General features: G+C 62.8%; 15 protein-coding genes. 14 read left to right on the top strand and 1 reads right to left on the bottom strand.

What is annotated here, in order from left to right; genetic code table 11:
• Positions 1-11: 11 nt before the first annotated feature.
• The 8 genes from fliR (at position 12) to folD (ending at position 6351) form a co-directional block, all read left to right on the top strand.
• The gene (gene fliR / locus RTCK_RS20195) at positions 12-764 is read left to right on the top strand and encodes a flagellar biosynthetic protein FliR (RefSeq protein ID WP_142521781.1); all 753 of its coding nucleotides are present in this window, start codon (positions 12-14) and stop codon (positions 762-764) included.
• An 8-nt stretch (positions 765-772) separates the two neighbouring features.
• Positions 773-1189, top strand: coding sequence for a hypothetical protein (locus RTCK_RS20190; RefSeq protein ID WP_142594190.1), 417 nt, complete (start codon positions 773-775; stop codon positions 1187-1189).
• A gap of 105 nt (positions 1190-1294) precedes the next feature.
• The gene (locus RTCK_RS20185) at positions 1295-1849 is read left to right on the top strand and encodes a rod-binding protein (protein WP_142594189.1); all 555 of its coding nucleotides are present in this window, start codon (positions 1295-1297) and stop codon (positions 1847-1849) included.
• Positions 1850-1874: 25 nt separating this feature from the next.
• Positions 1875-2240: a hypothetical protein gene (locus RTCK_RS20180; RefSeq protein WP_142522955.1), complete on the top strand. Its 366-nt coding sequence runs from the start codon at positions 1875-1877 to the stop codon at positions 2238-2240.
• Positions 2240-2779, top strand: a complete 540-nt coding sequence (locus RTCK_RS20175; protein ID WP_142594188.1) for a hypothetical protein — start codon at positions 2240-2242, stop codon at positions 2777-2779. Before RTCK_RS20180 ends, RTCK_RS20175 begins: the two co-directional genes overlap by 1 nt.
• Before the next feature lie 100 nt (positions 2780-2879).
• Positions 2880-3596, top strand: coding sequence for a hypothetical protein (locus RTCK_RS20170; protein WP_142594187.1), 717 nt, complete (start codon positions 2880-2882; stop codon positions 3594-3596).
• Positions 3597-3685: 89 nt separating this feature from the next.
• Positions 3686-5356, top strand: coding sequence for a GumC domain-containing protein (locus RTCK_RS20165; RefSeq protein ID WP_142594186.1), 1671 nt, complete (start codon positions 3686-3688; stop codon positions 5354-5356).
• 95 nt (positions 5357-5451) lie between these two features.
• Positions 5452-6351, top strand: coding sequence for a bifunctional methylenetetrahydrofolate dehydrogenase/methenyltetrahydrofolate cyclohydrolase FolD (gene folD, locus RTCK_RS20160; protein WP_142594185.1), 900 nt, complete (start codon positions 5452-5454; stop codon positions 6349-6351).
• Positions 6352-6366: 15 nt separating this feature from the next.
• Here the strand turns inward: folD and RTCK_RS20155 are convergent, their stop codons facing one another.
• Positions 6367-7389: a LacI family DNA-binding transcriptional regulator gene (locus tag RTCK_RS20155; RefSeq protein WP_142594184.1), complete on the bottom strand. Its 1023-nt coding sequence runs from the start codon at positions 7387-7389 to the stop codon at positions 6367-6369.
• A gap of 230 nt (positions 7390-7619) precedes the next feature.
• On the opposite strand from RTCK_RS20155, the gene RTCK_RS20150 reads away from it, so the two are divergent.
• The 6 genes from RTCK_RS20150 (at position 7620) to RTCK_RS20125 (ending at position 14582) form a co-directional block, all read left to right on the top strand.
• Positions 7620-8981 (top strand): ABC transporter substrate-binding protein, encoded by a 1362-nt coding sequence (locus tag RTCK_RS20150; protein ID WP_142594183.1) that lies wholly within the window; start codon positions 7620-7622, stop codon positions 8979-8981.
• 100 nt (positions 8982-9081) lie between these two features.
• Positions 9082-10095 carry a carbohydrate ABC transporter permease gene (locus RTCK_RS20145; protein ID WP_142594182.1) on the top strand — a complete coding sequence of 338 codons (1014 nt, stop codon included), beginning with the start codon at positions 9082-9084 and terminating at the stop codon, positions 10093-10095.
• Position 10096: 1 nt separating this feature from the next.
• Entirely contained in the window at positions 10097-11260 is a 1164-nt protein-coding gene (locus RTCK_RS20140; protein WP_142594181.1) for a carbohydrate ABC transporter permease, read from the top strand.
• Between the two features lie 32 nt (positions 11261-11292).
• Positions 11293-12948 (top strand): beta-galactosidase BglA, encoded by a 1656-nt coding sequence (gene bglA / locus RTCK_RS20135; RefSeq protein WP_142594180.1) that lies wholly within the window; start codon positions 11293-11295, stop codon positions 12946-12948.
• A 13-nt stretch (positions 12949-12961) separates the two neighbouring features.
• Positions 12962-14056 (top strand): ABC transporter ATP-binding protein, encoded by a 1095-nt coding sequence (locus RTCK_RS20130; RefSeq protein WP_142594179.1) that lies wholly within the window; start codon positions 12962-12964, stop codon positions 14054-14056.
• 169 nt (positions 14057-14225) lie between these two features.
• On the top strand, positions 14226-14582 hold the full coding sequence (locus RTCK_RS20125) for a hypothetical protein (protein WP_142594178.1): 357 nt from the start codon (positions 14226-14228) through the stop codon (positions 14580-14582).
• Positions 14583-14591 lie beyond the last annotated feature (9 nt).

Below are 14591 nucleotides of genomic sequence, written 5' to 3'. Positions count from 1 at the left end.
GGATCGTCCTGATGATAACCGACCCGCAAGGGACAGTTCTGGCGCTTTTTCTCGCGTTCTGTCGAATGGGCGGATGCATCATGGTGCTGCCCGGCTTCGGAAGCGCGCGCGTGCCGGCGAACATTAGGCTCTTCCTCGCGGTCGCCGTGTCCGTAGCTGTCCTGCCCTTGCTCTGGGACGTCATCTACCCACGGGCCTCATCCCCAGGGGCGACCTATGTCGGACTTATCGTCAGTGAAACGATGATCGGCGTGGTCTACGGCCTGATTGCCCGTCTCTATACGCTCGGCATGCAATATGCGGGCGCAATCCTGACCATGTCGATCGGCTTTACCGCGCCGGGAGGGCAGGACGTCCTGGAAGACACGTCGGAAAACCAGCTGACCAATCTTCTGAGCCTCAGTGCCTTGCTCATGCTGTTCATGCTCGATTTCCACCACGTGGTGTTCAGGGCGCTGGTCGAATCCTATGCGGCGACGCCAGTCGGCAATCTGGTGGATCCCCAGAAGATGTTGATCACACTGACGGATACCCTGCGCGCGTCGACCGACCTGATGCTGCGCCTTGCAAGCCCTTTTCTGATCTACGGCTTGATGTTCAACGTCGGTATTGGCCTCATCAACAAGCTGGCCCCGCAGATTCCGGTCTTCTTCATCTCGACGCCGTTCCTGCTCGCGGGCGGGCTTTTCCTTCTCTATCTCTCGATCGCCGCCCTCATCCGCCAGTTCGCGGATGGGTTCCCGATGGTCTTTCTTTCCTTCTGAGGGGTTCGATGGCGGACGAGCAGAATCGGTCCAGGAAGTTGAAGCGGCTCGTCGCGGTCCAGCGGCATATGGAGAAGATGGCCGAACAGGAACTGGCTGTCACGACGCAGCATCGCGCGGAGGTAGCTCAATCCATGGAGGTGGTGATCGAGGCGATCGGTTCGATGGACCCGATTCACCGGACCTTTTCGCAAAATTACGCCGAACGCTTCGGGCGCCTGACCATCAAGGAAGGGCAGCTTCAGAATATCCAGCAGATCCAGGAGATGAAGGTGCTCAAGGAGCGCACCAAGGGCGATCGTCTGGAAGACCACATGAAGAAGGCGCGCGAACTCGAAGACCGGCAGGCGGCCGATCAGGCGATCTACGATCTTCTCGAAATCACGCTTGCCTCGCCAGCCTCCAGCAAGCTTCAGCCGTCATAGTCTTGTCCACGAACGCGCAGGGGACATGAAGCGCCTGCAGATCATCGAACCGTTGCTGCCGTCCCGTCTCGATCCGGTGGCGCAGCCGTGGCGAAAGGAATTGACGTGGCGATCTCACCCCCGAGCGACCTTGTTCTCGACGTGGTACGGGCCGCAGACCCGGCCGAAGTTCAGGCGGCGCAGGCCAAGCTGAAGGCGAGCAAGGCTGCCTTCGCGGCCAGCAGCCTTGCCGAGGCGGGAGCGGGTTTCGGCGCCGCCCTCGACGTCATCTCGACACCTGCCACCGACGCGGGTCTCGGCAATGCGGAGCCGGCGAAGAACCTGTCGAAGATGCCTGAGGAGTACCGCAAGTTCGAAGCGGGCATCCTCCAGAACTTCGTCAACTCCATGCTGCCGAGCGACAGCGAAGAGGTCTATGGCAAGGGCTCTGCCGGTGAGTTCTGGAAGAGCATGATGGCCGAGCAGATTGCCGACGGCATGTCGAAGAACGGCGGCATCGGCATTGCCGAGCAGATGTATTCGCAGGCGCTGGCGCGGCAGGAAGGTGCGGTGGTCAACGCCACGACCGATGAAACCGATCGCGATCGCGCGATGAGAATGATTACGGATTTTGAACGTCAGGTTCTGGGTCTTGCCCCCACGGACAGGAACGAGGCCTGACATGACCGATACTGGGGCAGGACATATGGAAGTTGTTTCTAACGATCATCGGATCAAGACGGTGCTCGGTCGGCTGGAGATGATCGTCGACAACGAGAACCAGCGGCTGGGCAACGATGCCGAGTTCGATCTGAAGGTTTCGAACGCGCACAAGAGCCGTTGCCTCTACGAGCTCACCATGCTGTTCCGGAGCACGGATCCGAAGGAACTGGCGGTCGTCCACATCGACCAGATGCACAACCTCAAGGAAAAGCTGGCGATCAACGCGCGCCGCGTCGAGGCTCACCTCCACGCTGTCCGCGCCGTCGCCGATCTCCTGAAGAATGCCGCCCGCGAAGCGGACGGGGACGGGACCTATACCCAGGAACAATTCCTCTACAGCGAGATGTGATGCTCAAGCTGCTTCTGACCGGTCTATGGGTTTGCCTCGTCACGCTCGGCGCTGTCTACTTCTCCGTCAAGGCGTCTGCTCCACCGCCGCCGATCGACGAAGAGGCCGCGAGGAAGGAGGCGTTGCAGCTCGTCAGAGGCGAATCCCTGACCATCCCGGTTATCAACGACGGCATGATCACCGGCTACTTCCTGGGCCGCTTCTCCTTCATGATGGACAAGGAGAAGATCAAGGGCCTGGAACTGCCGATCACTGAGCTGACGACGGACCAGCTCTTCACGCTGCTCGTCGGGGAAAAGATGATCGACCTCGGCAATCCGGGAACCTTCGATCTAGAAACCTTCCGCACGCGCATCAAGGACGATTTCAACGCGAGGCTCGGCGAGGGACTGGTCTCGGAGGTGCTCGTGGAACAGCTCGACTTCATGTCCAAGGATGACATACGCGCCAATATCGCGCGTGAGGGCAAGCGTCCCGTTGCTCCCACCAAGATCGTCGAGGGCACTGTTGTGGAAGAGCCCGCCCCCGCGACGCACTGATCCGGTGGCTTCGCGTCTTATCGATCGAATTTGATTGAACTGCTTGGCAAGCCGTTCACCGCCACCTGCTACACCCTTCGCAGGTGGAGACGGATGAGCGATGCGGATGTCCAGTGGCAGGCAAGGATACCAGGCGGATACGGCGATTTCGATCCCGATCCGTCCGCAGGCCGGAGAGCGCGAGCGCTTTTCGGGTCTAGGTCCGGGCGCTCGGGATGCCTCCGGCTCCGGGTCTACCGACCGCGATCCTGCCCCGACCTATGCCCTCGTGGAGGCGATGGCTCTGCGGGGCGGAGCGCCGGCCAGCATTTCCTTCCTCGACGCCAGGAGCGCCTTGCGCGGGCTGATCGACAAGACCTATAGGGAATGGCTGCGGTCTCACCTGCTTCTGCCGTCATGGGGCGTGCCGGGGCGACTGGCGGCCCGGCTGAGGCTGGGCAGGACCTGTGCCGATTACGCGCCGGAAACCTTCATCCCTGCGCTGCTGACCTTTGTCGAGCACCCCCTGAGGGTTTTGGTGCTGGGGCGGGCGGAGCAGGAAGCGGACGCGCTTTGCCATCGTCTGCATCGGCATGCGCCGTGGCATTGTTTCCTGTCTGCTTCCATCGATCGACTGCCTGGCCCTTCGCCCTTCGACCTGGTGCTGATCGTCGTGCCGGATGTCGGCCTGCAGGATCGTCTGCGGCTGGCGACGATACCTGCCAACCTGCGGATATTCTGCGGCAGGAGCCTGAGACTGTCTGTCGTTCCGGGTTCGGGCGGAGGGATTGCCGGGACGGCAGACCGTTCGCGAAGGACGGACCGCAAGGCCGCGTGAGCTGTTCCCTGCGTTAAAACTTTGTTTGCCGTGAGTGTTTAGGGTTCGTTCATCGATTGCTTCCGCATGGAACGACCTTGAGCCCGGTTATGATCATCGACCCACACGACGAGGAAGTGCCCGCACTCCCGGAGTTGGAAGGCCGGGCCACGTCCTGGACCTTCAAAGGCGTCCTCGGTTTGTCCGCAGGCGCGATACTGGCTGGCGCGCTTGTCGCGCTGCCGTTGGCCATCTGGTTGCCCCGCGAGACCCAGGCGGAGGCGACGCTGAAGGTTGCCCAGGGAGAGCTTTCCTCCTCCCAGGTCGACGATCTCTCCCGGCTTCTGACCTCGGATACCGCTCTCGACCGGATTGCCGGGGAGTTCGGACGCCGCGGCTTTGGTCATCCGCAGCCGATGTCGGCCCCGGCATTCATTCTGGATCTCCTGCTTGGCCGCGCCGATACTGCCCCTAGCCGCGCGGACTCGCTTCGTGACCTTCTGTCCGGTTCCGTGACACTCGCGGCGGCAGATGGCGGAGCCAGGCTGGTGATAACGGCCAATGCGCCGGACGCCGATCGCGCGTCGGATATCGCCAATGGCGTCGCCGCCGTACTGGTGGATCGTGAGAACCCCGTCTTTCCGGTTGGTGACTTCGGGTTAGCCAGGCTGGAGGAGGCGTCGCGCCGAGCCGAAACCGAGCTTCGGCAATTCGAAGCCGGGAGCGACGAAGAAAAGCTCGAGGCCGCAAGGCGTGCCGAGGCCGAAAAGCAGGAGGCGAGCCAGGAAGCCGCGGCAACCGAGGCCCGCATCGCGGACCTCGACAGGAAGATCGAGGAGGCGACGTCGCTGACCGTGGCCGATGTGCTGGAAGGACAAGTGCCCGACAGTCTGGAATTCACCGCCCTGGAATATCATCGCCAGCGCCATGTCGAGGCGAAGCTGGCCTTCGACCAGCTCTCCGTGCGACTCGGACCGCGCCATCCTCGCCTGCAGAATGCGGCAGGTGCGGTCGAGACCGCCAGAAACGATCTCGATGAGGAACTGGCACGACTTGTTGCCAATCTGAGGCAGCAGAAGGCCGAGACCTCGCACAAGCTTGCCGCGTTGCGGAGCCGGGATGGGGCAGTGCCCCCGGATGTCCGGGACCTGGCCGCGAAACTGGCTTCGCTCGAGGCTGCCTCGCAAGCGGCGCGGCAGGAGTATGAGAAGGCGGTCCGGGCGGCCCGTGCCGATGATTCCGACCAAGGACCGTTCCTTTCCCTGGAGGTGGAGGCGCATCCCGAGCGTGCCGCCGTGACCGGTTGGTCCCTGCCCGAGGCGATGGGGCTGGGCGGGGCCACGGGTCTTGCCGTTACCATCGCGCTGGCCCTGAGACGCCGCAATGGGGCGGACGACGCCGAGGTACCGGAACCCGACCACGGTTTCGCGGAGGCGCACGGGCTCGTGGCGGACCGTCCGGTCCCGGACCATGTGCCGGAGCCCATCCCGGACGGCCTTTCGGAAGTCGATACTCAGCCGGATGACGAGGTGCCGCTCCCGGAACGAATCCGGGATATCCTGTATCGGAATGCCGTTCCCGCTGCATCGGCAAGGCCTGTGCCGCCCCTGGTCGGAGCAGTGCTGGAAGGTAGGTTGTCGGCGGGCGGCGGCCAATCCTCGCGGCATGCCCCCGATCCGGCGAACGACAGGGACCTGCTCGATCCGGAAATCCTGGAACTCCGCGACCACCTGGCAGCCCTTCGGGAAAGGGTCGGGCAACGGTCGCATGCGCGTCGCTGACGGCATTTTTGTTGCATTTGTCTCGTAGGGAACGCATTACCCAGGCTTGGGCCTGGTAGCCTGTACCTCAACCCGCCTGACACTTCGGGGGACACATGACGACGATCATCGACGGCAAGGTTGCCGCCGCATCCGTGATAGAGACCGTGACAAGCACTGCAGCCGCGCTGGAGCGCGAGGTGGGCGAGAAGCCGGGCCTGGCGGTGGTCATCGTCGGTGACGATCCCGCCAGCCACACCTACGTGAACTCGAAAAGCAAGATGGCCAAGCAGTGCGGCTTCAACTCCTTCCAGCACAGCCTGCCCGAGGGAACGACGCAGGAGGAGTTGGAGAAGCTGGTCGCCGAGCTGAATGCCGATCCCGCCATTCACGGAATTCTCGTCCAGCTGCCCTTGCCGAAGCATCTGAAATCCGAGCCGGTCATCCAGTCGATCGCGCCGGAGAAGGACGTCGACGGGCTCAATGTCGTGAATGCCGGCAAGCTCGCCACGGGCGATCTCGCGAGCGGGTTGATCTCCTGCACGCCGGCCGGCGCGCTGATCCTGATCAACCGGATCCATGGCACCGATCTGTCGGGTCTCAACGCCGTGGTTATCGGGCGGTCGAACCTGTTCGGCAAGCCGATGGCGATGCTGCTCCTGTCCTCCAATGCGACCGTCACCATGGCGCATTCCCGCAGCAAGGACCTGCCCGGCATCTGCCGCGGTGCCGACATCCTGGTCGCCGCCGTCGGCCGTCCCGACATGGTGAAGGCCGCCTGGGTGAAGCCGGGCGCCACCGTCATCGACGTTGGAATCAATCGCGTGCCGGCGCCGGAAAAGGGCGAAGGCAAGACGAAGATCACGGGCGACGTGGCATACGCAGAATGCGCGGAGGTGGCGGGGGCGATCACGCCTGTTCCGGGCGGCGTTGGGCCTATGACCATTGCCATGCTGATGGCGAACACGGTCGTCGCCGCCTGCAGGTCCTTCGGTCGGCCGGTTCCGAAGTTCTGATCGGCAGAAGCCGTTTCAGCGCGGTGCTGCGCCCGTGGAACTGCGTACGATCAGTTCCGCCTTCCACAACTCCTGCTCCGGCCCGGTCTCCACCCCCTTGATGCGGTCGATCAGCCTTTGGCCGATGCGCACGCCTGCTGCCCGGAGGGAGGAGCGGGTGGTCGTCAGGGGAACGGAGAAGTCCTCCGGCTTGAGGAGCGGCAGCACGTCGTCGTGGGCGATCAGCGAGATGTCGCGGCCGAGGCGAAGGCCGGCCTGGTTCACGGCGCGAATGGCCCCGAGCGCCAGCACGGTACTGGCGCAGAGGACGGCGGTCGGCGGTGTCTCCTGCTCCAGAAGCTGACGCATGCCGCGAAAGCCGAATTCGTCGGTCATCGCCGTATGGTGGACCTGCGCCGGATCCAGCACGAGCCCTTTGGCGGACAGGGCGGCTTCCACGCCTTTGCGGCGCCGGATGGTGAAATCGAGACCGTCCGGCCCGTTCAGCAGGGCGAGCCTCCGGTGGCCGAGTTCCAGAAGCAGATGGGTGGCATCGCGGAACGCCGCCTCGTTGTCGACGTCGAGAAAGGGATAGTCCTCCGCGACGCCGATCGAACGGCCGTGGATCAGGAACGGCATATCGAGGGAATGCATCAGGGGTATCCTCGGATCGTTTTCCTGCATATAGGCGAGGTAGACGCCGTCCACGCTGCCGCTGGCAGCGAGCCACCGTAGCGCGTCCTCCTCCTCGCCGGGTTTCTTGGGCATCAGAACGAAGTGGAAATCCTGGCGAGCGGCCTCCTCGCCGAGCCCGCTTAGGAACTCCGCAAAATGGATGTCGGCATAGTAGTCGGGGGCGGCAGGCATCACCAGGCCGATCGACCCGGCGCGCCCGGTGGCCAGGCGCCTTGCGGCCGCATTGGGTCGGTATCCGGTTTCTTCCGCAGCCTTCAGGATCCGCTCCCGCGTAGCCTGCCCGACCTCGGGATACCCGTTCAACGCGCGGCTGACCGTGGTTTGCGACAGCCCCAGCAGTTCTGCCAACTGCTTCAGGTTCACCGTTCTCCTCCACCAAGCTTTCAAAGCGCTTTGGATTACTATCAGTCGTCGACTGCAACCTCAAACGAAAGCTGGGCGGACTGAACCATCCCATCCAGGAGGCGATGCGGGTTCTCATGCGGAGGACTTGACAGCCGCAGTTGGGAGAACACATGACTAGGCATCAAAGCGCTTTGGGCAACCGGCGATGTGCGACGGGGCGCGTTCAGGAAACAGGGAGGATTCTGATGATGAGAAAGTCACTGTGGATGGGTGTCGCGTTGACTGTGCTGCTGGCCGGCGGTGCCGCGGCGCAGGAGATGAAGTTCGCTCCCGGCGAGGATTCCCGCTTCAACTGGCAAAGCTTCGAGGACTTCAAGACGGCACATGCGGACCTGAAGGGGCAGAGCCTGACGCTGTTCGGCCCTTGGCGCGGTGACGACGAGATCCTGTTCAACAGCGTGCTCGCCTATTTCCGCGAGGCCACGGGCGTCGATGCGCGCTATTCGTCCTCGGAGAACTACGAGCAGCAGATCGTCATCGATACGCAGGCAGGCTCCCCGCCGAACATCGCCATCCTGCCGCAGCCCGGCCTGCTGGCCGATCTCGCGTCCAAGGGCTTCCTCGTTCCCCTTGGCGATGAGACGGCAAACTGGGTGAAGGAAAATTACGGCGCCGGCGAGAGCTGGATCGGTTACGGCACCTACAAGGGCAAGGACGGCGCCGAGGCTTTCTATGCCTTCCCCTACAAGGCGGACGTGAAGTCCCTCGTATGGTACGTGCCCGAGAACTTCGAGGAGGCCGGCTATGAAGTGCCGGAAACCATGGAGGACCTTTTGGCCTTGAGCGACCAGATCGTCGAGGACGGCGGGGTTCCGTGGTGCATCGGCCTGGGCTCGGGCGGCGCCACGGGCTGGCCGGCGACCGACTGGGTCGAGGACATGATGCTGCGAACCCAGCCCGCCGAAACCTATGACAAGTGGGTCAGCAACGAGATCAAGTTCAACGACCCGGCCGTGGTCGGCGCCATCGAGGAATTCGGCAAGATCGCGCGCAACGAGAAGTATGTCAGCGGCGGCGTTGCCGCGGTCGCCTCGACCGACTTCCGCGACAGCCCGAAGGGGCTCTTCGACATTCCGCCGAAGTGCTACCTGCATCATCAGGCCTCGTTCATCCCGTCCTTCTTCCCGGAAGGAGTGGAGCTCGGGACGGACGCCGATTTCTTCTACATGCCTACCTACGGGGCAAAGTCGGATCTGGGGACGCCGGTGCTCGGCGCGGGCACGCTCGTTGCGATCACCAAGGATTCGCCGGCGGCCCAGGCTTTCATCGAGTTCCTCAAGACGCCGATCGCCCACGAGGTCTGGATGGCCCAGGCGGCCTTCCTGACCCCCTACAAGGGCGTCAACGTCGAGGCCTATGCCAACGATCCGCTGAAGAAGCAGGGCGAAATCCTCACCTCCGCCACGACGTTCCGCTTCGATGCTTCCGACCTGATGCCGGGCAAGATCGGCGCCGGCGCCTTCTGGACCGGGATGATCGACTATGTGGGCGGCAAGGACGCGGAGGCGGTCGCGACGGACATCCAGAACGCCTGGGACGGACTGAAGTAAGCCATATCCGTGCTGCGCCGGGTGAGGGCGCAGCACGGCCGCTGACCGGGTAACGGAACAAAGGCCGGCCGACTGCCGGACAAGGTGGGGGAGGGGAGTGATGGCGTCACAGATCATATCGGCCGTCGGCGTCATGGTCGTCGGCGTTTTCGTCTGCGCGCTCTACTACTGGCTTTCGGACAAGATCCTCCAGCTTCTCTTCCCGACACCCCGCGACAATGTCCAGCTTGCTTCCCGCAATCTCAACCGCCGCGCGGTAGTTCGGCCCTGGCTTTTTCTCGGACCTGCCCTCATCCTTCTTGGGGTCTATCTCGTCTATCCGGTCGTCGCCACGTTCATCCTGTCCTTCTACGACCGCACGGGCACCGTCTTCGTCGGCTTGGCGAATTACCGATGGGCCTTGTCGGATGCCGTTTTCCGGCAGTCGATCTTCAACAACTTCCTGTGGCTGCTGGTCGTGCCGGCCGCCTGCACCTTCCTCGGTCTCGTCATTGCAGTGCTGACCGACCGCATCTGGTGGGGCAATATCGCCAAGAGCCTGGTATTCATGCCGATGGCGATCTCTTTCGTCGGCGCGTCGGTGATCTGGAAATTCATCTACGAATACCGCGGCGCCGGTGAGACCCAGATCGGCCTCCTGAATGCCGTCGTACAGTTCTTCGGCGGCGATCCGCAGGTCTGGATCGCCCTGCCGTTCTGGAACAACTTCTTCCTGATGGTGATCCTCATCTGGATACAGACCGGATTTGCCATGGTGATCCTTTCGGCCGCCCTGCGCGGCATCCCCGAGGAAACCATCGAGGCGGCCGTGATCGACGGAGCGAATGGCTGGCAGATCTTCTGGAAAATCATGGTGCCGCAGATCTGGGGCACGATCGCCGTCGTCTGGACGACGATCACCATCCTGGTGCTGAAGGTCTTCGACATCGTGCTGACCATGACCAACGGCCAGTGGAACACGATGGTCCTCGCCAACCTGATGTTCGAGTGGATGTTCCGGGGCGGCGGTGACTCGGGCCGCAGCGCCGTGATCGCGCTGATCATCATGGCCGCAGTCACGCCGATCATGATCTGGAACATCCGCCAGGCGAACCGCGAGACGGGAGGACACTGAGATGACCGCAGTCGCAGCCCGTATCCGGCGGATCGGCCTTCCCCGTCTCTTCGTGCACCTCTCGGTCCTGCTGATCGTCATCATCTGGCTGGTACCCACCCTCGGCATATTGGTTACCTCCATCCGGGACCGGGACCAGATCACCACATCCGGGTGGTGGACGGCATTTTCGAGCTCGGCCCAGACGGCGGCCGTCCGGCTGGCGGAACCTTCCGCCCAGCGGCAGGAAGGTGCGAACTACGTAATTTCCGGCAGCGTCTTCGAAGAGGGAGCCACGGGCACCGTGAGGGCCTTCGGCGTCAGGGTTCAGGAACCAGGAGCCTACGAGGCAGGCGAAACGGCGGATCTGGGGGACGGCGAAACGCTGACGGTGAACGATGACGGCAGCTACGTCCATTCAAGCACGGCGCCCTTCGAGGGAAGCCGCGGCCAGCGCGTCTACCTGACGGTGGCGACGCCGCCGGAGTTTACCATGGAGAACTATCGCACGGTGGTGAATGCGGAAGGGCTCGGGCAGTCCTTCATCAATTCGCTGACGGTGACGATCCCGGCGACGATCATCCCGATCCTGATCGCAGCCTTTGCGGCCTACGCGCTGTCCTGGATGGAGTTCCCCGGACGAACCGTCATCATCGCGACAGTCATCGGCCTGATCGTCGTCCCGCTGCAGATGTCGCTGATTCCGCTTCTTCGGATGTACAACGAGATCAGCATACTCTTCGGCGTTCCTTCCAAGACCTATGCCGGGATCTGGCTCGCCCACACCGCCTTCGGCATGCCGCTTGCTATCTACCTGCTGCGCAACTACATCGCCGGCCTTCCCAAGGAGATCATCGAATCGGCCCGTGTCGATGGCGCCAGCGATTTCGAGATTTTCATGAAGATCGTGCTCCCGCTCTCCTTCCCCGCGCTCGCCTCCTTTGCGATCTTCCAGTTCCTCTGGGTCTGGAACGACCTGCTCGTGGCCATCGTCTTCCTCGGCGCCAGTCGCGACCAACTGGTTCTCACCGGCGCGCTGAACGCGCTGCTCGGCTCGCGGGGAGGAAACTGGGAAATTCTGACTGCTTCGGCCTTTATCACCATCATTGTGCCCCTCCTCGTGTTCTTCGCGCTCCAGAGATATCTGGTCCGCGGCCTCTTGGCGGGATCGGTGAAGGGCGGCTGAAGCACCTTCTTCGCATGACAACAGGACATTGAATGACCATTATCGCAGGAACGCCCGCGGCACCGGACAAGGACTGGTGGCGCGGCGCAGTCATCTATCAGATCTATCCTCGCTCCTTTCAGGACTCCAATGGCGACGGCATCGGGGATCTGAAAGGCATCACCGCCCGCCTACCGCATGTCTCGGCGCTCGGGGCCGATGCGATCTGGATCTCGCCCTTCTTCCCGTCGCCGATGAAGGATTTCGGCTACGACGTGTCAAACTATACCGAGGTCGATCCGATGTTCGGTACGCTCTCGGATTTCGACGCGCTCATCGCCGAGGCCCATCGATTGGGCCTCAAGGTGATGATCGACCTCGTGATGTCGCACAGCTCGGACCAGCATGCCTGGTTCATCGAAAGCCGGTCGAGCCGCGTCAACCCAAAGGCGGACTGGTATGTGTGGGCGGACGCCAAGCCGGACGGAACGCCGCCCAACAACTGGATGTCGATCTTCGGCGGGTCTGCATGGCATTGGGACCCGACCCGCATGCAGTACTACATGCACAACTTCCTGACATCCCAGCCGGACCTCAACCTTCACAATCCGGAGGTCCAGGACGCGCTTCTCGATATGACCCGCTTCTGGCTCAAGCGCGGCGTCGACGGCTTTCGGCTCGATACCATCAACTTCTACTTCCACGACAAGGAACTGCGCGAAAACCCCGCGCTTGATCCGTCGCGCCGAAATGCGTCCACGGCTCCAGCGGTCAACCCATACAATTTCCAGGAACACATCTACGACAAGAACCGGCCGGAAAACCTCGATTTCCTGAAGCGGTTCCGAGCGGTACTGGACGAGTTCCCGGCGATTGCAGCCGTCGGCGAGGTGGGCGACAGCCAGCGTGGGCTGGAGATCGTCGGCGAATACACGTCCGGCGGCGACAAGATGCATATGTGCTATGCCTTCGAATTCCTGGCCCCGGATGCCCTGACACCGTCGCGCGTTTCGCAGGTGCAGACAGCCTTCTCTGCCGCAGCACCCGAAGGCTGGGCCTGCTGGGCCTTTTCCAACCACGACGTCGTGCGGCATGCCAGCCGCTGGGGCGCCGAAATCCAGGACCGGGACGCCTACGTCAAGATGCTGGCGGCGGTGCTGATGACGCAGCGCGGCTCGATCTGCATCTATCAGGGGGAGGAACTGGGTCTGACGGAGGCCGACATCGCCTTCGCCGACCTGCAGGACCCCTACGGCATCCAGTTCTGGCCGGAGTTCAAGGGGCGGGACGGATGCCGCACGCCCATGGTCTGGGACGCTCAGGCACTCCATGCCGGATTCTCCACCCACGACCGGACCTGGCTGCCGATCCCGATCGAACACCAGTTGCGGGCCGTCAGCGCTCAATACGGTGATCCTGACTCCGTATTGGAGCAGTACCGCCGCTTCCTCGCCTTCCGCAAACAGCATCCGGCGCTCGCCAAGGGGGAGATGGAACTGTTGGCGTCCGAGGGCTCGCTCCTGCAGTATGAAAGGCGCTACGGCAACGAGATCGTTCTCTGCGTCTTCAACATGGCGCCGGAGCCGGCGTCGGCGGAACCGCCGCGCGGCGACTGGGAGGTGCTGGAGGGCCATGGCTTCCAGAGCATGGTGGAAGGCAACCGCATAAACCTGCCCGCATGGGGGGCGTTCTTCGCCCGTCGGGCCTAGAGGAGGGGAGAAAATGGCTGGCGTCGTTCTGAAGGACATCCGCAAGGCCTACGGCCAGGTCAAGGTGATCCACGGCATCGATCTGGAGATCAGGCAGGGGGAATTCGTCGTCTTCGTCGGCCCCTCCGGTTGCGGAAAGTCGACGCTGCTTCGTATGATCGCGGGACTGGAGACGATCACCGGCGGCGAGATGTATATCGACGGGCAACTGGTGAACGAGGTGCCGCCTTCCAAGCGCGGTATCGCCATGGTGTTCCAGTCCTATGCGCTCTACCCGCACATGACCGTCTACGACAACATGGCCTTCGGGATGCGCATCGCCAAGGAGAACAAGGCCGAGATCGACCGGCGCGTCCGCTCCGCTGCCGAAATCCTGCAACTGACGCCTTACCTGGACCGCTTGCCAAAGGCGCTGTCGGGCGGTCAGCGGCAGCGTGTCGCCATCGGGCGGGCGATCTGCCGCGACCCGAAGGTATTCCTGTTCGACGAGCCGCTTTCCAACCTCGATGCAGCCCTTCGCGTTGCGACGCGTATCGAGATCGCCAAGCTCAACGAGTCCATGCCGGACACGACGATGATCTACGTCACCCACGACCAGGTCGAGGCGATGACGCTGGCGGACCGCATCGTCGTTCTGTCGGCTGGCCGGATCGAGCAGGTTGGAGCTCCACTGGAGCTCTACGAGCGGCCCCACAACCTGTTCGTTGCCCGTTTCATCGGATCTCCGGCAATGAACATCCTCCCGGTGACCATCACCGAAACGGGCGAGGCGACGACCGTCAGCCTCGGCGACGGTAAGCCGGTTCGCGTGCCGATAGCGACGAACGCCTCGCAGCGCGGCAAGCCGGCAAGTTTCGGCGTGCGCCCGGAGGATCTTTCCGTGGCAGCCGGCGAAGACTTCTTGTTCGAGGGCAGGATCGCGCTCGTCGAGGCGCTGGGCGAGGTGACGCTTCTCTATATCGAGGGCCTCACAGAGCACGAGCCGCTGATCGCGAAGTTCCCCGGCATCTGGAGCGGCAGGAAGGGCGATGTGGTGCGGCTTTCGGCATCGCCGGACAAGCTTCATCTCTTCGATGAGGACGGCCATACCTATCGGACTGAACGATGATGTCCCGTCTGCGGAGTGCCTGAAAGGTGCATGGAGTTCCGATTGGTGGCATCAGAAACATACCCTCTGTTAAACTTCGGCCTGTAGCCTTCCCTTATCGAGAAGGAGACGGTCGGTGGGTGCTTTCAGTGGGGGCAAGAATCACTTCCTGAACAAGGAAGAGTCTTTCATGTATGACCGTGAAACGCGGTTTCGGATGGAAGATACGCTGAATGCCGCCCGCATCGAGTACACCGAGAATGGCGTGCTCAACATGGCCGCCCGCCGCTGCGAAATCCTGCGCATCTCCATGAGCGGGGCCGTCATAGGCATCCTGACCCAGTACAAGCTGCCCGAGCAGTTCTATCTCGATATCCCCGACGCTCGGATCTCCAAGATCGGTTGTCTTCTGATGAAGACCTTTGCCAACAACACGATCGAAGTCCGCTTCCTCCGGCTGTTGAGCCAGAAGGAACTGGACCGGATCTTCGTCTTCAGCACGCACCCCGCCCATCGTGACAAGGTCCTGGACATCCGCTCATGGTAGCGGGGACGC

This window comes from Pseudorhizobium endolithicum, from assembly GCF_902153245.2.
In the GTDB taxonomy this organism is placed as follows: domain Bacteria; phylum Pseudomonadota; class Alphaproteobacteria; order Rhizobiales; family Rhizobiaceae; genus Neorhizobium; species Neorhizobium endolithicum.
The sequence above is the reverse complement of the archived record's forward strand: the minus strand, read 5'-3'. Positions and strand labels throughout refer to the sequence as shown.

Coding starts and splice junctions, on each gene's coding strand:
- RTCK_RS20140 (WP_142594181.1), top strand. CDS start 10,097: ATGACCGCAGTCGCAGCCCGTATCCGGCGGATCGGCCTTCCCCGTCTC.
- RTCK_RS20130 (WP_142594179.1), top strand. CDS start 12,962: ATGGCTGGCGTCGTTCTGAAGGACATCCGCAAGGCCTACGGCCAGGTC.
- RTCK_RS20145 (WP_142594182.1), top strand. CDS start 9,082: ATGGCGTCACAGATCATATCGGCCGTCGGCGTCATGGTCGTCGGCGTT.
- RTCK_RS20190 (WP_142594190.1), top strand. CDS start 773: ATGGCGGACGAGCAGAATCGGTCCAGGAAGTTGAAGCGGCTCGTCGCG.
- RTCK_RS20180 (WP_142522955.1), top strand. CDS start 1,875: ATGGAAGTTGTTTCTAACGATCATCGGATCAAGACGGTGCTCGGTCGG.
- bglA (WP_142594180.1), top strand. CDS start 11,293: ATGACCATTATCGCAGGAACGCCCGCGGCACCGGACAAGGACTGGTGG.
- RTCK_RS20175 (WP_142594188.1), top strand. CDS start 2,240: ATGCTCAAGCTGCTTCTGACCGGTCTATGGGTTTGCCTCGTCACGCTC.
- RTCK_RS20150 (WP_142594183.1), top strand. CDS start 7,620: ATGAGAAAGTCACTGTGGATGGGTGTCGCGTTGACTGTGCTGCTGGCC.
- RTCK_RS20165 (WP_142594186.1), top strand. CDS start 3,686: ATGATCATCGACCCACACGACGAGGAAGTGCCCGCACTCCCGGAGTTG.
- RTCK_RS20125 (WP_142594178.1), top strand. CDS start 14,226: ATGTATGACCGTGAAACGCGGTTTCGGATGGAAGATACGCTGAATGCC.
- fliR (WP_142521781.1), top strand. CDS start 12: ATGATAACCGACCCGCAAGGGACAGTTCTGGCGCTTTTTCTCGCGTTC.
- folD (WP_142594185.1), top strand. CDS start 5,452: ATGACGACGATCATCGACGGCAAGGTTGCCGCCGCATCCGTGATAGAG.
- RTCK_RS20170 (WP_142594187.1), top strand. CDS start 2,880: ATGCGGATGTCCAGTGGCAGGCAAGGATACCAGGCGGATACGGCGATT.